The 23,784-nt window shown below is 42.2% G+C and carries 23 protein-coding genes; 7 read left to right on the forward strand and 16 right to left on the reverse strand.

Going from position 1 to position 23,784, the window contains the following annotated elements; translation table 11 throughout:
- Position 1: 1 nt before the first annotated feature.
- The 4 genes from rsgA to N8M95_RS05900 all read right to left on the reverse strand — a co-directional run bounded on the left by rsgA (position 2) and on the right by N8M95_RS05900 (position 3,158).
- Positions 2–880, reverse strand: a complete 879-nt coding sequence (rsgA, locus tag N8M95_RS05885; protein ID WP_261116791.1) for a ribosome small subunit-dependent GTPase A — start codon at positions 878–880, stop codon at positions 2–4.
- A 1-nt stretch (position 881) separates the two neighbouring features.
- On the reverse strand, positions 882–1,754 hold the full coding sequence (rsmA, locus tag N8M95_RS05890; RefSeq protein WP_001216838.1) for a 16S rRNA (adenine(1518)-N(6)/adenine(1519)-N(6))-dimethyltransferase RsmA: 873 nt from the start codon (positions 1,752–1,754) through the stop codon (positions 882–884).
- Positions 1,755–1,818: 64 nt separating this feature from the next.
- The gene (gene rnmV / locus N8M95_RS05895) at positions 1,819–2,385 is read right to left on the reverse strand and encodes a ribonuclease M5 (RefSeq protein ID WP_049516016.1); all 567 of its coding nucleotides are present in this window, start codon (positions 2,383–2,385) and stop codon (positions 1,819–1,821) included.
- Positions 2,385–3,158 (reverse strand): TatD family hydrolase, encoded by a 774-nt coding sequence (locus N8M95_RS05900; protein WP_261116792.1) that lies wholly within the window; start codon positions 3,156–3,158, stop codon positions 2,385–2,387. Before N8M95_RS05900 ends, rnmV begins: the two co-directional genes overlap by 1 nt.
- Before the next feature lie 156 nt (positions 3,159–3,314).
- Between N8M95_RS05900 and N8M95_RS05905 the strand changes: the two genes are divergently transcribed.
- Positions 3,315–5,159 carry an APC family permease gene (locus N8M95_RS05905; RefSeq protein WP_049516019.1) on the forward strand — a complete coding sequence of 615 codons (1,845 nt, stop codon included), beginning with the start codon at positions 3,315–3,317 and terminating at the stop codon, positions 5,157–5,159.
- A gap of 90 nt (positions 5,160–5,249) precedes the next feature.
- On the opposite strand, the gene N8M95_RS05910 is transcribed toward N8M95_RS05905, so the two are convergent.
- The 4 genes from N8M95_RS05910 to N8M95_RS05925 all read right to left on the reverse strand — a co-directional run bounded on the left by N8M95_RS05910 (position 5,250) and on the right by N8M95_RS05925 (position 9,304).
- Positions 5,250–7,214: a peptide ABC transporter substrate-binding protein gene (locus tag N8M95_RS05910; protein ID WP_261116793.1), complete on the reverse strand. Its 1,965-nt coding sequence runs from the start codon at positions 7,212–7,214 to the stop codon at positions 5,250–5,252.
- Between the two features lie 137 nt (positions 7,215–7,351).
- Positions 7,352–7,486: a 50S ribosomal protein L34 gene (rpmH, locus tag N8M95_RS05915; protein WP_000831905.1), complete on the reverse strand. Its 135-nt coding sequence runs from the start codon at positions 7,484–7,486 to the stop codon at positions 7,352–7,354.
- Positions 7,487–7,630: 144 nt separating this feature from the next.
- Positions 7,631–8,845 (reverse strand): pyridoxal phosphate-dependent aminotransferase, encoded by a 1,215-nt coding sequence (locus N8M95_RS05920; RefSeq protein ID WP_000666457.1) that lies wholly within the window; start codon positions 8,843–8,845, stop codon positions 7,631–7,633.
- A gap of 156 nt (positions 8,846–9,001) precedes the next feature.
- Complete coding sequence (locus N8M95_RS05925; RefSeq protein ID WP_261116794.1) at positions 9,002–9,304, reverse strand: hypothetical protein; 303 nt, start codon at positions 9,302–9,304, stop codon at positions 9,002–9,004.
- Between the two features lie 161 nt (positions 9,305–9,465).
- Between N8M95_RS05925 and N8M95_RS05930 the strand changes: the two genes are divergently transcribed.
- The gene (locus tag N8M95_RS05930; RefSeq protein ID WP_261116795.1) at positions 9,466–9,918 is read left to right on the forward strand and encodes a universal stress protein; all 453 of its coding nucleotides are present in this window, start codon (positions 9,466–9,468) and stop codon (positions 9,916–9,918) included.
- Between the two features lie 228 nt (positions 9,919–10,146).
- Here N8M95_RS05930 and N8M95_RS05935 read toward each other — a convergent pair whose 3' ends face one another.
- Positions 10,147–11,538, reverse strand: coding sequence for a Cof-type HAD-IIB family hydrolase (locus N8M95_RS05935; protein ID WP_237447180.1), 1,392 nt, complete (start codon positions 11,536–11,538; stop codon positions 10,147–10,149).
- 65 nt (positions 11,539–11,603) lie between these two features.
- On the opposite strand from N8M95_RS05935, the gene N8M95_RS05940 reads away from it, so the two are divergent.
- Positions 11,604–12,566: an asparaginase gene (locus tag N8M95_RS05940; protein ID WP_261116796.1), complete on the forward strand. Its 963-nt coding sequence runs from the start codon at positions 11,604–11,606 to the stop codon at positions 12,564–12,566.
- 53 nt (positions 12,567–12,619) lie between these two features.
- Here the strand turns inward: N8M95_RS05940 and ccpA are convergent, their stop codons facing one another.
- Positions 12,620–13,630 (reverse strand): catabolite control protein A, encoded by a 1,011-nt coding sequence (ccpA, locus tag N8M95_RS05945; RefSeq protein ID WP_001090628.1) that lies wholly within the window; start codon positions 13,628–13,630, stop codon positions 12,620–12,622.
- Between the two features lie 236 nt (positions 13,631–13,866).
- Here ccpA and N8M95_RS05950 point away from each other — a divergent pair, with 236 nt between their 5' ends.
- Complete coding sequence (locus tag N8M95_RS05950; RefSeq protein WP_000886035.1) at positions 13,867–14,184, forward strand: DUF960 domain-containing protein; 318 nt, start codon at positions 13,867–13,869, stop codon at positions 14,182–14,184.
- A 45-nt stretch (positions 14,185–14,229) separates the two neighbouring features.
- Here the strand turns inward: N8M95_RS05950 and folK are convergent, their stop codons facing one another.
- From folK to N8M95_RS05980, 6 genes are all read right to left on the reverse strand, one after another.
- Positions 14,230–15,042, reverse strand: a complete 813-nt coding sequence (gene folK / locus N8M95_RS05955) for a 2-amino-4-hydroxy-6-hydroxymethyldihydropteridine diphosphokinase (RefSeq protein ID WP_078237933.1) — start codon at positions 15,040–15,042, stop codon at positions 14,230–14,232.
- A 158-nt stretch (positions 15,043–15,200) separates the two neighbouring features.
- Complete coding sequence (gene folE / locus N8M95_RS05960) at positions 15,201–15,755, reverse strand: GTP cyclohydrolase I FolE (protein WP_078237932.1); 555 nt, start codon at positions 15,753–15,755, stop codon at positions 15,201–15,203.
- Positions 15,748–17,058: a bifunctional folylpolyglutamate synthase/dihydrofolate synthase gene (locus tag N8M95_RS05965; protein WP_261116797.1), complete on the reverse strand. Its 1,311-nt coding sequence runs from the start codon at positions 17,056–17,058 to the stop codon at positions 15,748–15,750. Before N8M95_RS05965 ends, folE begins: the two co-directional genes overlap by 8 nt.
- 1 nt (position 17,059) lies before the next feature.
- Positions 17,060–18,034, reverse strand: coding sequence for a dihydropteroate synthase (folP, locus tag N8M95_RS05970; RefSeq protein WP_261116798.1), 975 nt, complete (start codon positions 18,032–18,034; stop codon positions 17,060–17,062).
- A 93-nt stretch (positions 18,035–18,127) separates the two neighbouring features.
- Positions 18,128–18,835, reverse strand: a complete 708-nt coding sequence (locus N8M95_RS05975; protein WP_261073300.1) for a CPBP family intramembrane glutamic endopeptidase — start codon at positions 18,833–18,835, stop codon at positions 18,128–18,130.
- Between the two features lie 52 nt (positions 18,836–18,887).
- The gene (locus tag N8M95_RS05980) at positions 18,888–20,306 is read right to left on the reverse strand and encodes an NCS2 family permease (RefSeq protein ID WP_049551196.1); all 1,419 of its coding nucleotides are present in this window, start codon (positions 20,304–20,306) and stop codon (positions 18,888–18,890) included.
- Between the two features lie 189 nt (positions 20,307–20,495).
- On the opposite strand from N8M95_RS05980, the gene N8M95_RS05985 reads away from it, so the two are divergent.
- The 3 genes from N8M95_RS05985 to N8M95_RS05995 all read left to right on the forward strand — a co-directional run bounded on the left by N8M95_RS05985 (position 20,496) and on the right by N8M95_RS05995 (position 23,776).
- A complete protein-coding gene (locus N8M95_RS05985) occupies positions 20,496–21,308 on the forward strand; it encodes a Cof-type HAD-IIB family hydrolase (RefSeq protein WP_219967241.1) in 813 nt (270 codons plus the stop codon).
- A gap of 224 nt (positions 21,309–21,532) precedes the next feature.
- Positions 21,533–22,552 carry an alcohol dehydrogenase AdhP gene (gene adhP, locus N8M95_RS05990; RefSeq protein ID WP_000649185.1) on the forward strand — a complete coding sequence of 340 codons (1,020 nt, stop codon included), beginning with the start codon at positions 21,533–21,535 and terminating at the stop codon, positions 22,550–22,552.
- Between the two features lie 234 nt (positions 22,553–22,786).
- The gene (locus N8M95_RS05995; RefSeq protein ID WP_004258131.1) at positions 22,787–23,776 is read left to right on the forward strand and encodes a PTS sugar transporter subunit IIB; all 990 of its coding nucleotides are present in this window, start codon (positions 22,787–22,789) and stop codon (positions 23,774–23,776) included.
- Positions 23,777–23,784 lie beyond the last annotated feature (8 nt).

Consider the following 23,784-nt stretch of genomic DNA (forward strand, 5'->3'; position numbering starts at 1 on the left):
CTTATTTTGGAATTTTTTTGCTGACTTTTTTATAGGTTTCTCTGCGATTTTCAATCTCACTGAGGAATTGCAGGTAGTTGTCAAAACGGAAGGTGGCAATGGCACCCTCTTCTACTGCCGGCTTCACTGCACAGGACGGCTCATGGGTATGGGTACAAGTACGGAACTTACAATCTCGGCTAACAGTAGCAATCTCTGGGAAGGCCTGATTGAGGTCTTCAGCCGTTGTTACTTCATAGTCCAAGGATGAAAAACCTGGTGTGTCTGCGATTTTACCCCCATTGAGATTGTAAAAACTAACAGCTCGAGTGGTATGGCGCCCGCGACCCAAACTGTCTGAGATTTCTCCTGTTTCAAGATTGAGGTCTGGTGCGATTTTGTTGAGAAGAGTTGACTTCCCAACACCTGTCTGCCCCATAAAGACTGTCACTTTGCCTGTTAACAAAGGCAATAGTTCCTCTTTACTGGTCACAAAGTCATAGCCGATGTCACCATAAGTCTGTTTATAAAAATCCAGTTCTCCTCTATCTTCCAGCAAATCCATTTTGGAAATATAGACGATGGGATGAATACCCTTGTGCTCCAAAAGAACTAAGAAACGATCCAACAAATTGCTGTTAAATTCAGGTTCCTTGACGGACATGATTACTACAGCTTGGTCAATATTGACAATAGGCGGACGGACCAGACTGTTTTTTCGTTCGTGAATCTTGAGAATATAGCCTTCTGAATTTTCCTCGGCAGAAAAATCGACCCAGTCCCCAACATAAGGGGTATGACCTTTTTTACGGAAATTTCCACGCGCGCGTGTTTGATACACCTGGCCCTCGCTTTCCACATAATAGAATCCTGCTAAGGCTTTAATGATTTGTCCCTGCATCTTAGAGTCCTTGCCCTTTAAGCGCGTCTGCTAGGCTGGCAAATTCTGCCAAGCTGAGAGCTTCCCCACGCACACTTGGTGACAAGCCTGCTTGGTCCAATGCCTTGGTCAGCTTGTCCTTAACTTCTTCAGTCTTGCCAAAGTAACCTGTCAAGTTATTCCACAAGGTCTTGCGGCGATGGGTAAAACTTGCCTTAGAAACCTTAAAGAAGAAGTTCTCGTCTTCCACTGCTACAGCTGGCTCTGGACGGCGCACCATTTTCAGAATAGCAGAGTCCACGTTTGGCGCTGGCACAAATACCGTACGAGGCACGATGAAGGCAACCTTGGCAGTCATGTAATACTGCACAGCGATTGACAAGCTACCGTAAGCCTTGGTATTCGGCTGGGCTGAAATGCGGTCCGCCACTTCTTTCTGCATCATAACGACAAACTCACTAAAAGGAATGCCACTTTCAATCAAGTGCATAAGAATAGGCGTCGTGATGTAGTAAGGCAAGTTGGCTACTACCTTGATTGGCAAATCAGGATTTTTGAAATTCTGGATATGTTGCGCCAAATCGACCTTGAGAATGTCCTCGTTGACTACGGTCACATTGTCAAAATCACGCAAGGTATCTGCCAAAATAGGCACCAAACGGTGGTCGATCTCAAAGGCCATAACTTCTGCTGCACGCTCAGCCAAAAACTCCGTCAAGGCACCAATCCCTGGCCCGATTTCGATGACATTAACCTGGTCATCAATCTCAGCCGTATCCACGATTTTTTGAAGAATATTGGTATCCGTCAAAAAATTTTGCCCGAAGGACTTTTTAAAGGTAAAACCGTGACGCTCCAGCACTGCCTTGGTCACGCTGTAATCTGCAATTCTCATTTATTCTCTTTTCTATTATCTGTTACTACTATTGTAACACATTCCCCTTACATTTGGGGTCTGCTTAGCTGTTCTCATAAGATTTCATAGCTTCTTCCACTTCTGCCAAGGAGACCCCAAATAACTCTAGGCGTTTGAGGAGTTGCTTGCCGTTGGAATAGCCGATTCGGAGAGCCTCTCCTAAATATTCTCGTCGCTTACGGCTATCTGCTCCTGCTAGAAAACCAAGGCGAATCAAGTCGGTACGACTGATGTCAAACTGACTCTCATGTTCAAATTGTTCTGTCACCTGAGCTAGAGCCGTTTTCAGGTCTTCATAGCTGGCATGCTCAATCCCTAGAGACCGCCCCTTGGTCTTGGACTTAGGAACAGCTTCATCGCGTTTGAGGAAAGCATGCTGAACTGTTGGAATGGCCGTCATAATCATGCGACGAATCCGCTCCCCATTAAAATCTGGGTCTGTAAAGACAATGACTCCATGGCGTTGGTGTAGACGCTGAATCCGCTCTATATCCTGGTCATTAATGGCAGAACCTCGAGTCTCATAGGTCTCTACCTCGAAATAACGTTTGAGATTAGCCGTATCGTCGCGACCTTCAACCACGATGACTTGGGAAATTTTTTCTTTCATTACTTGCTGTCCAATCCAAAAATGCACTCTGCATTTGCAGTCGTTGCCACCGCTAGCTCTTCTGTCGTCATGCCACGCAAATCCGCGATAAAATCTACTACATAGCGAGTATAGGCTGTTTTGTTTTCGCGACCACGTTTAGGAACAGGAGCCAAATAAGGCGCATCTGTTTCCACCAAAATCTTGTCCAAAGGAAGTTCTCTAGCCGCCTCTTGGATATCGGTTGCCTTCTTAAAAGTCACCACTCCTGAGAAGGAAATAGTCATACCAAGCGCGACAAACTTCTCTGCCCATTCAAGAGTCCCTGAGAAAGAATGCATGATGCCACCACGAGGACCAACTCCCTCGGTCTTGATAATCTCATAGGTATCTTCCAACGCATCACGGGTATGGACCACAAAAGGTAAATCCAAGTCCTTAGATAACTGAATCTGACGGCGAAAAACCTGCTCCTGCACTTCTTTGGACGCTGTCATCCAATGATAATCCAAACCAATCTCACCCAAGGCAACTACCTTTGGATGCTTGAGCTTGTCAAGCAAGTAGGCTTCAATCTCCTCCGTGTAAGTCCTTGCTTCTGTAGGATGCCAACCAATAGTTGCGTAGAGTTGGTCATACTCATCCACCAACTCCAAAGCACGCTCAATCGTCGGTTTATCAAAACCAACAATATTCATCTGTGTCACACCCATCTCAGCAGCCAAAGCAATTTCTTCTGCCTCACGACCTGCAAATTCTTCTACATTCAAGTGTGTATGTGTATCAAAAATCATCTCTTCTAACCTCGTTTTCTATCTTCTATTATACCAAAAAACTGCCCTCTCTCCTCATCTGTAAAAAATATTCTAAAATCCATCGTCGTCTCTTGACGCTATTTTTCCAAAGCAGTATAATAGCACTTATTGAAATTTTCAGAAAAGGAAAATACCATGTTTACAAAATTAAAACAGACCTTTATCGGTCGTCCTCTTAAGTCCTTAACAGAAGGCGAGGGAGGGTTGCTGGGAAAAATGCAGGCCTTAGCCATGTTGTCAAGCGACGCTCTATCTTCCATTGCCTATGGACCTGAGCAAGTAGTCCTCGTCTTGGCTAGTCTCTCTCCTCTAGCTATATGGTGGAGCCTTCCTATTGGCCTTTTTGTCCTCCTGCTTCTAGCTAGTTTAACCGTTTCCTACCGTCAAATCATCCACGCCTATCCTCAAGGAGGAGGGGCCTATATGGTTACTCGAGAAAATCTATCGCCCGAGCTAGGCTTGATTGCTGGAGGTAGTCTGCTGGTTGACTACATGCTGACTGTGGCAGTATCGGTATCATCTGGAGCTGATGCTATCACAGCAGCTCTCCCTGCTCTCCACCCTTACAACCTCCACATCTCCATTTTTCTGGTTTGCTTGCTCATGCTTTTGAACTTACGGGGGTTGAAAGAATCTGCCAGTTCACTGATGATTCCTGTCTATCTCTTTATCATCAGTACTGTCTTTCTCTTGCTCTATGGAATCTTTCAACTAGCGACAGGTTCTCTCAGCTATCAGGCGACTTCTCCTATCGGACATGCTGTACCGAATCTGTCTATCGTTCTCATTCTAAGAGCTTTTACCAGCGGATCTGCCTCTCTGACAGGGGTTGAAGCTATTTCAAATGCCGTTCCCTTTTTCAAGGCTCCAAAAGAAAAGAATGCCGCTCAGACCTTGACCATCATGTCACTGATTTTAGGTTTTCTTTTTGCTGGTATCACCTTCCTAAACTACTGGATGGGGATTATGCCTCAACACGGAGAAACTATTCTTTCACAAATGGCTCAAGGCATCCTTGGTAATTCCTTCTTGGGTCACCTTTGCTATTATATCTTCCAATTCTCCACAGCCTTGATTTTAGCCGTAGCTGCAAATACTGGCTTTTCGGCCTTCCCTATGCTGGCTTACAATATGGCTAAAAACAAGTACATGCCCCATCTCTTTATGGAAAAAGGAGACCGGCTAGGCTACTCTAATGGAATTTTAACTCTGGCTTTTGGGGCTATGATTCTTCTTCTCATTTTTAATGGCAATACCGAACGTTTGATTCCCCTTTATACTATCGGTGTCTTCGTGCCCTTTGCCCTTTCTCAGACTGGGATGATTCGTCATTGGAAAAAAGAAAAGGGGACAAATTTTTTAAAACCTGCCCTTACCAATATCCTTGGAGCTATCATTTGCTACGCTATCGTGTTGATCCTGCTCTTTTTCCGTCTCAGTGATATCTGGCCTTTCTTCCCGATTATTCTCGTACTCACTCTACTCTTCTTGGCAATTCACAGTCATTACCAAAAAGTAGCCCAACAACTGCGTCTCTATGAAGGCATCGAAAAACGTACCTACGATGGCAATCTAGTTCTCGTCCTAGTAGGAAATGTTACCCGCGTCAGCGTTGGAGCCATTAACTATGCCCAAAGTATCGGAGATGAAGTCCTAGCCATGCACATTTCTACTAAGGAAACAGCAGAGAAAGACCAAGAAATTCTCCAAGAATTTGCCGATCACTTCCCAACCATTACTCTGAAGAACATCAAGACCAGCTACCGCGACATCATCACGCCTACTGTCAAGTATGTCAAACGGATCTCTGAGGATGCCCAGAAAAAGAACTATACAGTCACTGTTCTGGTACCCCAGTTTATCCCTAATAAACCTTGGCAAAATATCCTGCACAATCAGATGAGTCTTAAACTCAAATACGCCCTTCGTTGGCACCAAGACGTCGTTGTCGCTAGCTACTCTTATCACTTAAAAGAATAAATAAAAGGCCCTACCAGAACCAAGAAGCTCTGGTAAGGCCTTTTTCTGAATCCAGTCACTATGCTTAACTGAAAAGCATGACTAGGAATACTATTGAATGTGGTTAGCTAAATCTTCCTGAGCTTTTTTATTTGACTCAGCTTTTTCTTTCAGCCATTTTTCATAGAGTTCTTGGTACTGTTTAGCGGTTACTGGCTCTTTTTGCAATTCAACATATTTGTAGTTGTCCGCATTTCCCTTATGACCAACAAATGAGAATGGTCCTGTAAACGGTACAGTCTTACGGAAGATTGGGTTAGCTCCACCACTTTGAACTGGTAGGAAGAGGGCACTATCTGTCAACCAAGCTTGAGCTTCAGCATATTTTTCATAGCGAGCTTGAGTATCTGTGATTTCCGCATCAGCCTGATCCAAGAGTTTCTTGTAGTCAGAAAGACCAATCTTGTCCTTGACTTCCTTGTCTTTTCCTTCAGACAAGCCCATGTTTTTCAACTGAGAACCTGTCTCTGGATCAAGAATAGCTAGGTAAGTCTTAGGATCTGAGTAGTCTCCACCCCATCCTGATATGTCAATATCATAGTCTTTTTGTTCTGCTGTATCTGCAAAGTAGGTTGCTTGGTCTTTTTCATCTGGAGAAAGTTGGATAACATCGATAACTACATTCTCCTTACCAAGGTTTTCTTCCACTGTTTGTTTGAAAGATCCAGCTTGTTGCACATCCAACTTAGCAGTCTGGTCAACTGGCATATCCAAATGAATTGGGAAAGTTACTCCCTGTGCTTGCAGACTTTCTTTGGCCTTGGCAAACTTCTCTTTGGCCTTTTCAGGATTCAAGAAGGCTTGCTTACCATCGTTTAGATTGATATTTGCCCAATCTTTACCATAGTTGACAATTTTCTCATTAACAACATCACCGAAGTTCTTATCACCAACTTGGACAAAGTCACTTGGTGTAACCGTATTACGCAAGATACGGTCTGCTCCTTCTTCACCATTTGTCTGTGCTGCATAAGCATGACGGTCAAAGGCAAAGTTGATAGCCTGACGGAAATCTTTATTTTGCATAGCTGCGCGTGAATCTGTCTTTTCCTTATCAGACTGTTTCATAGTTTGCTTGTAGCTTTGACGATTCACGTTGAAAAGATAGTAGAAAGTAACTGAGTTTTGTGGTGTATAGGTAATCTTGTCCTCATTTCCCTTCTTGAGTTCAGCAAAGACTGAACTTGTTGGGAAGATACGGCCATCTGTATAGTTACCATCCAAGAAACCTCTAGCAATGCTGTCTTGGTCAGAACCGTCAAAGAAAGAGAGTTTCACTTTCTCGATTTTAACATTGTCCTTATCCCAGTAATTAGGATTTTTATCAAGTTCAATCAAAGATTTGGATGAGAAAGATTTAAACAAGTAAGGACCATTTGACAAGATACTTGATGGTGTTACGCTTCCAAAGTCATCTCCTTTAGACTTCAAGAAGGCTTCATTTACAGGATTAAGGATACTTGCTGTTGTTTTAGAGTTCCAATAAGTCTCAGGTTGGTTGAGAGTGTATTGTAGCGTGTAATCATCCACTGCCTTAACACCAACAGTTCCAAAATCAGATGATTTCCCTTCAACATAGTCTGCTAGTCCCTTGATAGAGTCTTGAACCAAGTACAAGTTCTCAGCTTTTTTATCAGCAGCATACTTGAGACCAGTCACAAAGTCATGAGCGGTTACATCCGCATACTCTTCTCCTTCAGAAGTGTACCATTTAGCCCCCTGACGGATTTTATAAGTGTAAGTCAAACCATCTTTTGACACGGTCCATGACTCAGCCATAGAGGGAATGAGATTGCCATACTGGTCATTTTCCAACAAACCATCAACCAAGTTGGTTGTGATGCTAGATGTAGAATCTCGTGTAGAGGTAATATAATCCAAGGTATCAGGGTTGCTAACAAAGATATAAGAGTAAGTCTTGTCTGCATTACTTGATTGGGAAGACCCACATGCCGCTAGAGCTAGACCTGCTGTCAAAGCCATAGCTCCAAAAAGCATAACTTTTGATTTCTTCATGATTATTCTCCATTTTTTACTATATGTGAAATATTATACACTATTTGAGCAAAAATATAAAGCCTTTTTAACTTTTTTACAAAAATAAAAATCAGTAGACTCGAGTTCCTACTGATTTTTGTTATGGTTCGTTTGGATTATGCAGCCAAAACTTTGCGTCCTTTACGACGACGAGCTGCCAATACGCGACGACCGTTTTTAGTTGACATACGGTTACGGAATCCGTGTTTGCGCGCACGACGAAGTTTACTTGGTTGATAAGTACGTTTCACGATGAATACCTCCTCATAGATTTTGTATTCGTTTAGCCGGCTATAAAGTGATCAGTTACTAAACATACTTTACTATTCTATCTGATTCTTTTACTTTTGTCAATAGCTCTAGGCAAATGTTTCCAGCTTTTTCGAATGTAAGCCCTATCTACGATACTGTTTCAAGAAACGAGTCATCTTTTCTTGGATTTGGGCCAGTTCATCAACACGAGGAAGATAAACGATACGGAAGTGGTCTGGTTCCTGCCAGTTAAAGCCTCGACCATGAACCAAGAGAACCTTTTCCTGTTTCAAGAAATTAAGGACAAATTGCTCATCATCATCGATACGGTACATATTGCGGTCGATTTTCGGGAAGATATAGAGTCCAGCCTTAGGTTTAACTGCAGACAAACCAGGAATATCTTGAATGGCATTGTAGATGAAGTTTCTTTGCTCGTAAATTCGTCCACCAGGAAGAAGCAATTCATCGACTGATTGGTGGCCACCCAAGGAAGTTTGTACGACTTGTTGGGCCAAAACGTTAGAGCAAAGGCGCATATTGGATAGCATATTGAGCCCTTCGATATAGCCCTTGACATGAGTCTTAGGTCCAGACAAGACCATCCAACCCACACGGAAACCAGCAATACGGTGGGATTTTGATAGACCATTCATGCTAACACAGAAGACATCTGGTGCCAAGCTCGCCACAGGCGTATGCACATGCCCATCCATTACCATGCGGTCGTAAATTTCATCCGCAAAGATAATCAAATCGTTTTGACGAGCAATCTCAATAATCTCCAACAAGAGTTCCTTAGGATAAAGGGCTCCAGTTGGGTTATTTGGATTGATAAGGACGATTGCCTTGGTATTGGAAGTGATTTTTGACTTAATATCGTCAATATCTGGATACCATTCTGCAGCTTCATCACAGATATAGTGAACGGCATTTCCTCCAGCTAGGCTGACAGCTGCTGTCCAAAGAGGATAGTCTGGCATTGGCACCAAGACCTCATCCCCATTGTCCAAAAGCCCCTGCATGGACATGACAATCAGCTCACTGACACCATTTCCAAGGTAGATATCATCAATATCTACGTTTGGGAATTTCTTCAATTGGCAATACTGCATGATGGCCTTACGGGCTGAAAAAATCCCTTTGGAGTCAGAATATCCTTCACTATCACGCGCATTCATAATCAAGTCATGAATGACCTCGTCTGGAGCTGTAAAGCCAAATTCTGCTGGATTTCCTGTATTCAGACGTAAAATTTTTTCTCCGTTTGCTCGCATCCGCATGGCTTCTTCCAAAACAGGACCACGGATATCATAAGCAACATGCTCTAACTTACTAGATTTGTTATATTCTTTCATCTTGTTTCCTCAATTCATCAGGATAGTAACATTATACCACTAGAAAGAAAATGCGACAAGTTTGCTGAAATGTTTTACTAGATTAAGATAGAAGAAAAACCTCGCTAAAAGCAAGGTCAAGACAGGGGAGATAGCAGGTATTTTGCGAAAAACACATCACATACCAAAAGATAAACCTAGAAAAAGCAAGCCTAAAAAGGAGTCATAAAGAAGATTGAACATGAGGAAAAGTCCCCATATCATCAAGTAATCCCAACGCCCACTTCGTTTTGCAACTAGGAACAAAATTAGATGGTAGAGTACATGAAAGACTAAAAAGCCGATAAAACCTGGATAAAGAAGCGGAATCAGCTTCTCTAATTGCCAGATCATGATAACTTCTAGCAAGACTGAAACTAGGATGATTCCATAATAAAGGAAATTTGATTTTTTTGCTTCTTGAAAAGAGTTTTTCATCATTCTCCCTTCCTTCACTTCTTTCCTGCTATCCTTTCTTTTATTTTATCATATATTTATATAGATTTTAAGCGCTAATATTCTTTTAAAAAATACCTTTTTTGCTTTACTTCTATAGTGAAAAGGTTTACAATTATAGTAAGAAAATTTCAGGAGGTTTCATTATGGCACAACGTTACCAAAATATCATGGTCGCAATCGATGGTTCTAAGGAAGCGGACTTGGCTTTTGTCAAGGGAGTTCATTCTGCTCTACGAAACGACGCTAGACTCACCATCGCACATGTCATTGACACACGCGCACTCCAAAGCGTATCCACCTTTGATGCTGAAGTTTACGAAGAACTCCAAGTCGACGCTGAAAGTCTGATGAAAGAGTACGAAAAACGTGCAAGGGATGCTGGTGTGGCAAATGTTCACATCGTCATTGAAATGGGAAATCCAAAGACCCTACTAGCACGTACTATTCCAGATGCAGAGGAAGTAGACCTCATCCTCGTTGGTGCAACTGGTCTCAACGCCTTTGAACGCCTCTTGGTCGGTTCTTCATCTGAATACATTCTCCGCCATGCTAAAGTCGATTTGCTGGTTGTGAGAGAACAAGAAAAAACCTTATAATCACAAAGAAAAGGAGCCCCTAGCTCCTTTTTGTTTACTATTTATACTCTTCGAAAATCAAATTCAAACCACGTCAACGTCGCCTTGCCGTATATATGTTACTGACTTCGTCAGTCTTATCTACAACCTCAAAACAGTGTTTTGAGCTGACTTCGTCAGTTCTATCTGCAACCTCAAAACAGTGTTTTGAGCAGCCTGCGGCTAGTTTCCTAGTTTGCTCTTTGATTTTCATTGAGTATTATTTCTCTCTTTATGGCGTTCATAAGCCTTGAGTTGGCGCTGCAGTTCCTTTTTAATCGCAGGTTCTGGAGCATATTTTTCTTCCCAATCATCTGGTTTTAAGATTTTGTGGGTCACTGGATCAAAATGAGCCTTGCCATCTGGGAAAATTTTCCCCATATTGGCCTGATGAACAATATCAAAAATACGTTCTGGGTCCACTCCCATCAAGACAAAACTGCCATAGGTGAAGTAAAGTGTGTCAATCAAGGCATCCACCTGCCCTACCAAATCTTGCTGGGCAGGTGTCTTCTTGGCTACTTTCTCTGCTGCCTTATCAAGAGCCTGATGAAGTTGCGATAGAGCTTGACCAAAGTCCTCTTCAGAAGGACTGGCAGCTCGAACAAACTCCACCAATTCTTCTATTTTAAAGCCAGCCCTGTGGGTTGCACCTTCTAAATCCCAAGCTCGAGGTTCTTCTTGGGTTCGTTCATCCATCATGTGGTGGAAGGTCTTGACCTTATTGAAATGATAGTCACGGCTGACAAAGACTTTTTCTGAAGCCAAAACACCAAAATGTTCCAAGGCCTTGTGGATTCCGTCTTGCTGATTGCTGGTGGTGATGTGTTTGGCAACTTCCTTGACACTGCTACTACCATTTCCCATAGCAACTGACATACCGACACCAGCCAGCATTTCAAGGTCGTTATCCGAATCACCAAAGGCCATCACTTGGTTGAGGTCAAAACCATATTCTTTCCCAACTCGTCGAATGCCTTCCAATTTAGAATTTCCTTGATTGATGACATCCGCTGCAAAAGGATTGCTACGTGTCAATTTCAAGTCTTCAAAATCAGCTGCCGCCTTCTCAGATTCTTCTGGCGTCATCAGCATCAAGACTTGGTAGATAGGCTGATTCATTAGATCAAGCAGGTCTTCTTCCTTTTGGGGAACAACCTTGCTGACCATACGATTAAAGGAGTGACTCACCGTCCGAGTTAAAACAGAGGGAACGAAGCGACTGATTCGTTGGGAAAAAGAACCCAGACCAAAGGACATGATTTTAGAACCCAGCATAGCATCCTTGGTCCCTAGGGCAATCTCCTTACCTTCTTTTTTAGCATAAGTAATTAGCTGGCGCAAATGTAACTTGGAAATAGGACTCGTGAACAAGACCCTGTCTTTAGTAAAGATATACTGGCCATTGTAGGTTACCGCAAAGTCCAAATCCAAATCGTCCATCAATTCCTTAACAAAAAAAGGTCCTCGACCTGTCGCTACGCCGACAAGTACCCCTTGCTCTTTGACGATTTTAATCGCGTCCTTAGTGGATTTCAAAACACTCTTGCGATCGTTGACCAAGGTTCCATCGATATCAAAAAAAACAGCTTTGACTTCCATCCTGTCCCAATCTCCCCTTTTGTGATACAATGATTATACCACATTTCAGAAAGAGTGAGTAAATCATGCCTAAGAAAATCCTTGTTTTACATACGGGTGGGACTATTTCCATGCAGGCCGATGCTTCTGGCGCTGTTGTGACGAGTTCGGATAATCCCATGAACCATGTGTCCAATCCCCTCGAAGGAATCCAGGTCCACGCCCTAGACTTTTTTAACCTGCCAAGCCCTCATATCAAGCCCAAGCATATGCTGGCCCTCTACCAAAAAATCAAAGAGGAAGCAGATAACTACGATGGAGTGGTGATTACACACGGAACCGACACTTTAGAGGAAACAGCTTATTTCCTTGATACCATGGAAGTTCCCCACATGCCCATCGTTCTAACAGGGGCCATGCGCAGCTCCAACGAACTCGGTAGTGACGGTGTCTATAATTATCTGAGTGCTTTACGAGTGGCTAGCGATGACAGGGCTGCTGACAAAGGAGTTTTGGTCGTTATGAACGATGAAATCCACGCTGCCAAGTATGTTACCAAAACGCATACAACCAACGTCAGCACCTTCCAGACTCCAACACACGGGCCACTTGGTCTGATTATGAAACAGGAAATCCTCTACTTTAAAACAGCTGAACCTCGTGTCCGCTTTGACCTTGATCACATACAAGGATTAGTCCCTATCATCTCTGCTTATGCTGGTATGACAGATGAGCTGATTGATATGCTGGATTTGGAACAATTGGACGGTTTGATTATCCAAGCCTTCGGAGCTGGTAATATTCCAAAAGAAACGGCTCAAAAATTAGAAAACCTTCTGCAAAAAGGAATCCCAGTCGCCCTGGTATCACGATGCTTTAACGGTATAGCGGAACCTGTTTATGCCTACCAAGGTGGGGGCGTGCAGTTGCAAAAATCTGGTGTCTTCTTTGTTAAAGAACTCAATGCCCAAAAAGCTCGCTTGAAACTCCTCATTGCCCTCAATGCCGGACTAACAGGGCAGGCTTTGAAAGACTATATGGAAGGCTAAGTCTCTTCTCCAGAAAGCAAAATCAGGAAATCTTCACGATTCCCTGATTTTTTCTATTTACGTTTTCGTGTTGAACGACGTTCTGTCAAACCATGAGGTAAGAGAACTTCACGTTCTTCCAACTCTTCCTTGTGCATAATCTTAGTCAACATACGCATACTAATAGCACCAAGGTCATAGAGAGGTTGGGCAATAGTTGTCAAGTTTGGACGGGTAAAGCGTGAGACTTGCGAATCATCACTAGTAATGATTTCAAATTCTTCTGGTACTGACACACCCTTATCAGCAAGGCCATTCAAAACACCTGCTGCCAACTCATCACCTGTTACAACTGCTGCAGTTGCATTTGATGAAATCAAGCGTTCTGCCAAGGCATAACCGTCTTCATAAGTGTATTTAGATTCAAATACCAATCCTTCGCTATAAGAAATACCTGCTTTTTTCAAGGCTTCCTTGTAGCCAACCAAACGAACCTTACCATTGATATCATCCACTAGTGGACCGCTAACGAAAGCAATGCGCTCATTTTCTTTAGCAAGGTAGGTCACTGCATCAATCGTAGCTTGTTTGTAGTCAATATTGACACTTGGAAGCTGATGTTCTACATCCACAGTTCCTGCAAGAACAACTGGTGTCCGAGAGCGAGAAAACTCTGAACGAATTTTTTCAGTCAAGTGATATCCCATAAAGATGATACCATCCACTTGCTTAGAAAACAGGGTATTGACAACTGAAACTTCCTTGTCATCGTCCTCATCACTATTAGCAAGGACGATATTGTACTTGTACATTTCAGCGATATCATCAATCCCTTTAGCAAGCGTTGAGAAATAGCCATTGGTAATATTTGGGATCACGACACCGACAGTAGTTGTCTTTTTACTTGCAAGACCACGCGCCACTGCATTTGGACGGTAATCTAAACGGTCAATCACCTCAAGCACTTTTTTTCGAGTATTCTCTTTTACATTCTTATTGCCATTGACTACACGGCTAACTGTCGCCATTGAAACTCCTGCTTCACGGGCGACATCATAAATCGTTACTGTATCGTCTGTATTCATTCCATTTCCTTTCTATATCATACCTCACGAGACTCCAAAAAAGAGACGGTATGAAAATTTCGTTTTCATGATTCTACTTATTCCATTTTATCACTATTTGTAAACACTTTCAAGCGTTTTTTGAAGATTATTTGAAAAAATTTCATTGGAAGCTATGTTTATGAAGAAAAAATCACCTTTTCTTGATTTTTAATCCTATTTGCTGTATGATAAGGGAAAAGAAAGGGGGAAGAAATATGGCTTTTACCAATACCCACATGCGGTCAGCTAGTTTTGGCATTGTTACCAGCTTGCCTGATGATGTTATTGACTCTTTTTGGTATATCATCGACCATTTCTTAAAAAATGTCTTTGAATTGGAGGAAGAACTCGAGTTTCAATTGCTCAATAACCAAGGAAAAATTACCTTCCACTTCTCAAGTCAACACCTCCCTACAGCTATTGATTTTGACTTTAACCATCCCTTTGACCCTCTTTATCCCCCCAGAGTCCTGGTTTTAGACATGGACGGTAGAGAGACTATCCTCCTCCCAGAAGAAAATGACCTATTTTAAAAACTCTAGCCTTCAGTTACAAGCAACTGAAAACTAGAGTTTTTTCTATTTTTTCAAAGCATTATACAAGTTACGGATCGGTTGCTTTAATGTCGGATGGATAAAATGAGGCGCAATTTCTTGTAAGGACTCAAGGACAAAAAGGCGTTCCGCTATGTAAGGATGGGGCAAAATAAGGTCATCTGTATAAAGGACCTGGTCCTCCACAAAGAGCAAGTCCAAATCAATCAAACGAGGCCCCCAATGTACTTCTCTCACCCGTCCCATCTCTGACTCAATGGCTAACAAGGTCTCTAATAGCACTGGGGCAGGCAACCAGGTTTCAACCTCAACCACTTGATTAGCAAAGCTATCTTGCTCCACACCACCCCAAGGCTCCGTCGTCAAGACACTAGACTCTTTGAGAATATGGATACCTCGATTTCGCATTTTCTCAATGGCTTGTTTCAAGTTTGCTTGTTTATCTCCCATATTGCTTCCTAGGGCGATAAAGGCTCGTTGCTTGCGGCGATGAATGGTTACCGAGCAAGTATCTAGTGGCAAATGCACTGGCGCCCAAGGCTTTTTCAGTTCCAGCTTCATTTCTTGGACAAGAGGATAAGCCTCAAAAGTACGTTCTACCAGTTTGTAGGCTACCGTTTCAATCAAATCTTCACTCGTTTCCTGAAACCAAGACGTCCACTGCTGACACAATTCTCCGTAATGGACAGAAGCCGTTAAATCCAAATCTGTAGCCGCCTTGGTCATATCATAGGATAGGATTGCGGAAATAACAAACTTCTGCCCCAATTCTTTCTCACTAGGAAAAAGACCATGATAGGCAAAAATTTCCAAATCCTTAATCTGCAGTTGATCCATAATGATTCCTTTCTAGAAAAATCCGCCCAAAGCGGATTCTTTTTATACTCAATGAAAATCAAAGAGCAAACTAAGAAGCTAGCCGCAGGCTGCTCAAAACACTGTTTTGAGGTTGCAGATGGAAGCTGACGTGGTTTGAATTTGATTTTCGAAAAGTATTATAGTCCCATTAAACGATAAGCCTGATCTCGAAGGTCCTTATCTGTTTCAAATAGACCACGAGCTACTGTCGTCAAGGTTGCTGTGCCTGGTTTTCTGACACCACGCATACTCATACACATATGCTCCGCCTCAATGACAACAAAGGCTCCTTTAGCACCTAGATAGTCCATCAAGGCATCGGCTACTTCGATATTCAATCGTTCTTGAATTTGTGGTTTTTTCGAATAAACTTCAACCGTACGGGCTAGCTTAGACAAACCTGCCACACGACCATCTGGAATATAGGCAATATGCGCTCTACCATAAAATGGCAAGAAGTGGTGTTCACACATAGTATGGAAGAAGATATCCTTTTCTACCACCATATTATCGTCAATAATCTCAAAGGATTTTGACAAATGTTCCTCCGCTGTTTGACCAAGACCTGAAAAAATCTCTTGGTACATACGAGCCACACGAGCAGGTGTTTCCTGCAAGCCCTCGCGGTTAGCGTCCTCTCCGACAGCCTCGATAATCATTTTTACAGCTGCTTCAATCTTTTGTTTATCCATTCTCTTTTTTCCTCTCCATCAGATAGGCTCTCACTTGGCTCAAGAAATACAAGGAACCTGTGACAATCCTAACTGTTTGTTTCTCTTCTTTTTTATCTGTCAATTTCTGCTCTAGAAAATCCTGCCAACCTTGGTAGCTGAGATTTCTAGACTTAGCTGCCTCTTTCAGCACGTTTTCATCAGTCGCCCGACTATCGTCAAAATGTGTCAGAGTAAGCTCGGTATCTGGCATGGCCCCCAGCAAGTCCAACATATCCTCCAAGGCCTTGGTTTTGATACAAGTAAAGAGGATTTCCTTACGATAATCTGCAAAACGTTCTTGCAAGGTTGCTACTAAAGCCTTAATAGCATGGGGATTGTGGGCTCCATCCAAAATCATCAAGGGATCTCTTGACACGATTTCCAAACGCCCTGGCCAACTTGTTTCTTCCAAAGCTTGAGCAAGCAAGTGATTGCTTGCTAGCTCTCGACCATCTTCTTGACAAAAAGTATCAAGTAAAGCTATGGCCATCCCAGCATTCTCTATCTGGTGCAAACCAAGCAGGCCAGTCTGGAAGCGACCTTGCCTGACAACACTTGTATACTCAAAGACTTCACCCGTAACCACACTCTTTTGATGACTAACTTGATAATCTGCCCCATAGGCAATTCTCGGCGCATTTTTTGCTTCTGCAATAGAGTCAATCACAGCTAGCGCTTCTGGAGCAATGCAACCTGTTACCGAAGGAATACCTTGTTTGATAATACCAGCTTTATGCTCTGCTATGACTTCCAAGGTGTCACCAAGTAGGGCTACATGGTCCAATCCAATAGTCGTAATTCCTGTCAAAATGGGCTGACAGACATTGGTACTATCCAAAAGACCACCCATACCCACTTCTATGATAGCCACATCTACTTGCTCTGAGGCAAAGTAATCATAGGCTATAGCTGTAATTATTTCAAACTCAGTTGTCCCCTGCAAATTGGTAGCCGATTCCCCTTCCAACAAAGACTGATAGTCTGCCATGAGGGCTTCTAGTCTAGCTTCTGGGATAGATTCCCCATTGATGCTAATCTGATCTGTGTAATGAATGAGATAGGGCGAGCTGAAAACACCAACTCTCAGCCCTAGCTTTTCTAGCATATTTTTCAAAAAAGCAATGGTCGAACCCTTGCCATTGGTTCCTCCAATATGGATGACCTTGAGTTTGAGATGGGGATTGCCACGCAAAGCTAACAGTTCCACCATTCGTTCCAAGCCAAAATGCGGTTGGTCCGTCCGGTAGTTAGCAATCCAGTGATTGTTTTCAATTTCTTTCATCTTATTTATATTGTTTTAAATCTAGATTTTCCGCTTCATCAGCTAGACGAATGGCGGAGGCAATTTCAACTGCCATCCTGTGACTAGCTACGTCATGCACGCGCACCACTTCTAGACCCTGTCTTGCAGCAATACTAGTTACATGAGCCGAAGCCGTATCTCGATTGCGGAAACCAAGTTCTGTCTCAGGATTGACTTCAAAACCATTTTCTTCAAGAATATTGATGACAAACCGCTTGCGCGACACTCCAAGAAAGATTGGATAGCCCTTCTGATGTAGTTTATCCAGATCCCGTAAAAGAAGCAGATTTTCTTTCTTGGTCAGACCAAAGCCAATTCCTGGATCCAACATGATATTTTCTTTTGCGATTCCAGCTGGATTCGCTCTAGCTAAAGCTCTGTCAAAGAAAGCCTCCATCAAGTCTTCGATTGGCAATTTTTCGAAGTCAGCTAACTCTTCCTCTGTAAAAGCTTGATTAAATCCAAAATGAGGAAATATGAGCGAGCTAGGATGCTGAGGTCGCGCCATGACTGGATTAAACATAATGACTACTTTCGCACCAGCCTTAGCAACCACATCCGCCATTTTCTCATCACCCATAAGACCAGTGATATCATTGACTATATTGGCACCAGCAGCCAAAGCAGCTTCTGCTACCTGACTCTTCCAAGTATCAATAGAGATAAGGACATCACTTTCCTTGCGAATAGCTTTGATCACTGGAACAACACGCTGGATTTCCTCTTCTATCTCAACATAGCTACTTCCCGGCCGAGTCGATTCTCCGCCGATATCTAGCATACTAGCACCTTCTGCTATCAATTTACGAGCCTGCTGGAGTGCTTGCTCAAGAGCAAAAAATTGACCACCGTCCGAAAAGGAGTCTGGGGTTACATTGATAATTCCGCAAATAGCTGTCTTTGCATGATTGGCTTTACTTGACATATCGGTCACTCCCTCAAGGCTTTTCATCATATTATTTCTCTATTTTACCATAAAAAGAAAAAGATGGACACGATTGCATTCATCTTTTTCCCAGTAGAAACAAGTAAGCAATTGTCAAAAATCTTAAACAGAGATCCCTAATGTCCGACTCATGATCACCACAAGAGCCAACAAACAGAAAGCAACCCCATTCACAATCATATGAAGTAAGATAGACATTTCCAAACGTTGGGTCTTGTAAGCCGTCCAAGATAGAACGATTGACATACCTCCATAGATCAATAAAGAAGGTAAATTACTTGGTTGATGCAATAAAGCAAACACAATCGTACCGACTACAAATCCCAAGTTCTCTTTTCCTCGGAAAATCTTTTTAGGAACAATCCCACGGCACAAGATTTCCTCACAAATTGGAGCAAGCAAGGCCAACAAGAAGAAACTGGAAATCAGAGAACTATTCTGAACCATATCGTTAATCTGAGACTGGTTACCTGTTGTCGTCTCATTTGACAGTTGTAACAAGATAGAACCAAGTATATTTGAACAGATAATAACTAAATAACTCAAGCCCAAACGTGCCAAATCCTTAGCTCTAAAAAAAGAAAAATTAAAACTTGCTAATTGTGTTTTACGAGCTCCAAAAATAAATAGTGCCAACACTACAATCGAAATACCAGCAACTATCAGTCCTGACTGTAACAGTGGTACTGCATTTAAAGTTAAAATAGCAGTAACCCCTATAGGAATCTGATATAAAATTGTCGCCAGAAAAAAGATTAACAGCCAGCCTGCACGATTCAATAATTCTTTCCAGATACTTTTCTCTTTCATCACCCATCTCCTTTGTATTAAAAAAGGGGGAAATTCCCCCTGGGTTATCCTATTATAAGGCCATGCTGATGTAGTTAAGGATAAACAAGGCATCCAAAATCCAAATCATGACATGAACATCTTTAGCTTGACCTTTGACAAGCTTAGTCAAAGTGTAAGTCAAGAAACCAACTGCAATCCCTTGAGTGATAGAGTAGCTGAATCCCATAAAGATAGATGTGAAGAAGGCAGGAACCGCTTCAGCCATATCATCCCAATGGATATTTTTCAAGCTAGCCAACATCATAATTCCAACGATAATCAAGATTGGAGCTGTAGCAGCTGTTGGTACGATAGCTAGAAGTGGGCTAAAGAAGCTTGAGATTGCAAAACAGATTGCCACAACCAAGGCTGTCAAACCTGTACGTCCACCTGCACCAATACCAGCAGCAGACTCAACATAAGTCGTTACGTTTGAAGTACCAGCGATGGCACCAATTGAAGTACCAATCAAGTCTGAATAAAGAGCCTTGTCCAACTTAGCTGATTGATGATTTTCACCGTTTGTCGCTACGATACCAACTTTTTCACCCGTACCGATCAAGGTACCAATTGTGTCAAAAATATCTGTCAACGAGAAGGCAAGAATTGCCATAAGAGTTTCAGGTAAGCGAGCTGTATCTGAAATCAAAGCTCCCAAACCTTCTGAACCAAGAGCTGCACCAAAGACTGTCTTCAAGTCTTCAAAAGCTGCACCAACATGGTTATTAGCAAAATCGATACTAGACAAATCTACCAAACCAACTGCGATAGCAAGAACAGTTGTTGTCAAGATAGAGAGGATAATTCCCCCTTTAATCCCTTTGATAACAAAGAAGATTGTGATAGCAAGTCCTGCAAGAGCCACCAAAACAGCTGGATTATTAAAGCTGACCAAGCCTGGAACTGCTGAAGCATTTGCTGTAATCGCTGCTTGAGCTTTATCAGCCCCTTCTCCTGCAACCGTGTAATTTCCTGGATCGATAGAGAATTTCAAAAGTCCAGCATTCTTAATCCCCACGTAGGCAAGAAAGACACCGATACCAGCTGAAATAGCTGAACGAAGGGCGTTTGGAATCGATTCAATGATCATTTTACGAACATTTGTCAAGGTAATAATCAATGAGATAATTCCACAGATAAAGACCATAGCTAGGGCTTCTTGCCATGAATAACCAAGCCCAAATACAACTGTAAAGGTAAAGAAGGCATTGAGTCCCATACCTGGCGCTTGAGCATATGGCAAGTTGGCGTAGAAGGCCATCATCAGGGTACCAGCAACTGCACCGATAATCGTTGCGAGGAATACACCCTGAGCAGGCATTCCTGTTTGCGAAAGAATTTGTGGGTTTACAAAGAGAATATAGCTCATTGCAAAGAAAGTTGTTAAACCAGCGAGAACCTCTGTACGAACGTCTGTACCATTCTCTTTTAGTTTAAATAATTTGTCCATTATCAATCTCCTTTTAATTTTTACGAACAATAATAGAATTATATCATTTATCATTCACTTTTTCAATATCTTTGTTTGATTTATTTAAGAATTTGATGGAATTTCTTTTTTTGTTTGGAATCTGCTTTTCTACCTACTTTTTGTTATAATAGAAGACATCTTATCTGGAAAGACACTAGAAAGGTTTATATGACGAAAAAAATTATTGCAGTTGACCTGGATGGAACCCTGCTCAACTCAGACAGTCAGATTTCTGACTTTACCAAAGAAACCATTAAAAAAGTTACTGAAAAAGGGCATCAGGTTATTATTACGACGGGTCGCCCTTACCGCATGTCAAAAGATTTTTACCGTGAACTAGGCTTAAACACTCCTATGATTAATTTCAACGGCTCCCTTACTCATTTACCAGACCAAGTTTGGGATTTTGAAAAGTGTTTGACTGTAGACAAAAAATATCTTTTAGATATGGTTCGACGTTCAGAGGACATTCAAGCCGATTTTATAGCTGGAGAATATCGTAAAAAATTCTACATTACAAATCCTAATGAAGAAATTGCCAATCCCAAACTATTTGGTGTGGAAGCTTTCCAGCCTGAAGATCAATTCCAGCCTGAGTTGGTAACCAAGGATCCTAACTGTATTCTGTTACAGACCAGAGCTAGTGACAAGTATGCCTTGGCAAAAGAAATGAATGCCTTCTATCAGCATCAACTGTCCATCAATACCTGGGGAGGTCCGCTCAATATCCTTGAGTGTACCCCAAAAGGTGTCAATAAGGCCTTTGCTTTGGACTACTTGCTCAAGGTAATGAACCGTGACAAAAAGGATTTGATTGCTTTTGGAGATGAGCACAATGATACCGAAATGCTCGCTTTTGCTGGGAAAGGTTATGCAATGAAAAATGCCAATCCTGATCTACTCCCCTATGCGGATGAGCAAATCGCCCTGACCAATGACCAAGACGGTGTTGCCAAAACCCTGCAAGACTTATTCTTATAGTCCATTCTGACCAGCTTGCGAGCTGGTCTTTGTGCTCTTTTCACAGTCTCATCAACCGGTTAATCGATTGTTCTACTTTTTGCATCCAAAACCTTGGAAAAGGCTTTCTTTTGTGATATACTTCACATATAAATACAAGAGAGCTCGTCACACTCGACTCTGTTGACACAAAATCAATCCAGTCCTGTTGTCCCTGTTCTCGGCCAATATCAAGGAGGATAGCTATGAAAGCTGTTGTTGTAAATCCAGAAAGCACTGGTGTTGCTGTTGAAGAAAAAGTACTCCGTCCACTTGAAACTGGGGAAGCACTTGTAGAAATTGAATACTGTGGTGTTTGCCACACTGACCTCCACGTTGCCCATGGCGACTTCGGTCAGGTACCAGGACGTGTCCTAGGTCACGAAGGTGTTGGTATCGTTAAAGAAATTGCACCAGATGTGAAAAGCCTTAAAGTCGGCGACCGCGTCAGCGTTGCTTGGTTCTTTGAAGGATGTGGTACTTGCGAATACTGTACAACTGGCCGTGAAACTCTTTGCCGTACAGTAAAAAATGCCGGCTACTCAGTAGACGGTGGTATGGCTGAACAATGTATCGTAACTGCAGACTATGCTGTTAAAGTTCCTGACGGACTTGATCCAGCCCAAGCTTCTTCTATCACATGTGCTGGCGTAACAACCTATAAAGCTATCAAAGAAGCCAAAGTTGAACCAGGTCAATGGGTTGTTCTTTACGGTGCTGGTGGACTTGGAAACCTCGCTGTTCAATATGCTAAAAAAGTATTCAATGCTCATGTTATCGCAGTTGATATCAACAATGACAAACTTGCCCTTGCAAAAGAAGTAGGCGCTGACATTGTTATTAACGGCCTCGAAGTTGAAGATGTACCTGGACTTATCAAGGAAAAAACTGATGGAGGTGCTCACTCAGCTGTCGTAACTGCTGTATCTAAAGTTGCCTTCAACCAGGCTGTTGACTCAGTTCGTGCTGGTGGTCGCGTTGTCGCTGTCGGCCTTCCTTCTGAAATGATGGAACTCAGCATCGTGAAAACAGTTTTAGATGGAATCCAAGTCATCGGTTCTCTTGTAGGAACTCGTAAAGACTTGGAAGAAGCCTTCCAATTCGGTGCAGAAGGTTTAGTAGTTCCAGTTGTTCAAAAACGTCCAATAGAAGATGCGGTGGCAATTTTCGACGAAATGGAAAAAGGTCAAATCCAAGGACGTATGGTACTCGACTTCACCCACTAATCTAATAAAAACCTATTTTAAAAGTTGGAATGCGCTTCCAACTTTTTTATATTAAATTTTTAAATAAGGATTCAAAAAAACTTCTCTAAAACTCAATATATCAATATTTTCAGATGTAATCTTTTTAATTATTTTATGATAAATAGTTGATTTTTAGATGAAAACGGTTTATACTTAAACAGTCTTAAAGTTTTCTTAAACGAAAACTAAAACAAAAAAGGAGGAATGACAATAATGAGTATCGGAATCATTATTGCGAGCCACGGCGAATTTGCTGCGGGTATTCATCAGTCAGGATCTATGATCTTTGGTGAACAAGAAAAGGTTCAAGTTGTAACCTTTATGCCAAATGAAGGTCCTGATGATTTATACGCTAAGTTTAATAACGCTGTTGCTGCATTTGACGCAGAAGATGAGGTTCTAGTTTTGGCTGACCTTTGGAGTGGATCTCCATTTAACCAAGCTAGTCGCGTGATGGGAGAAAATCCTGAGCGTAAGTTTGCCATCATCACAGGACTTAACTTACCGATGTTAATTCAAGCCTACACAGAGCGCCTCATGGACGCTGCTGCAGGTGTAGAAAAAGTCGCTGCTAATATCATTAAAGAAGCCAAAGATGGCATCAAAGCTCTTCCAGAAGAGCTAAACCCAGTTGAGGAAGTAGCAAGCGCTGCAGCTGCTCCAGTTGCCCAAGCTGCTATTCCAGAAGGAACTGTCATCGGAGACGGTAAACTCAAAATCAACCTTGCCCGTCTAGACACTCGTTTACTTCACGGTCAAGTTGCAACTGCTTGGACTCCAGATTCAAAAGCAGATCGTATCATCGTTGCTTCAGATAACGTAGCTAAAGACGAATTACGTAAAGAATTGATTAAACAAGCAGCTCCAGGTAAAGTGAAAGCAAATGTTGTTCCTATCCAAAAACTAATCGACGTTGCAAAAGATCCTCGCTTCGGAGGAACACATGCCCTTATCTTGTTTGAAACACCTCAAGATGCCCTTCGTGCTATCGAAGGTGGCGTGCCAATCAAAACTCTTAATGTTGGATCAATGGCTCACTCAACTGGTAAAACAATGGTTAACAACGTTTTGTCTATGGATAAAGAAGACGTTGCTACATTTGAAAAAATGCGTGACCTTGGTGTTGAATTTGATGTACGTAAAGTACCAAACGACACCAAAAAAGATTTGTTTGACTTGATCAACAAAGCAAACGTGCAATAATCGATTTT

Origin of the sequence: Streptococcus mitis, from assembly GCF_946190325.1 — a bacterium.
Classification (GTDB): Bacteria; Bacillota; Bacilli; order Lactobacillales; family Streptococcaceae; genus Streptococcus; species Streptococcus mitis_CF.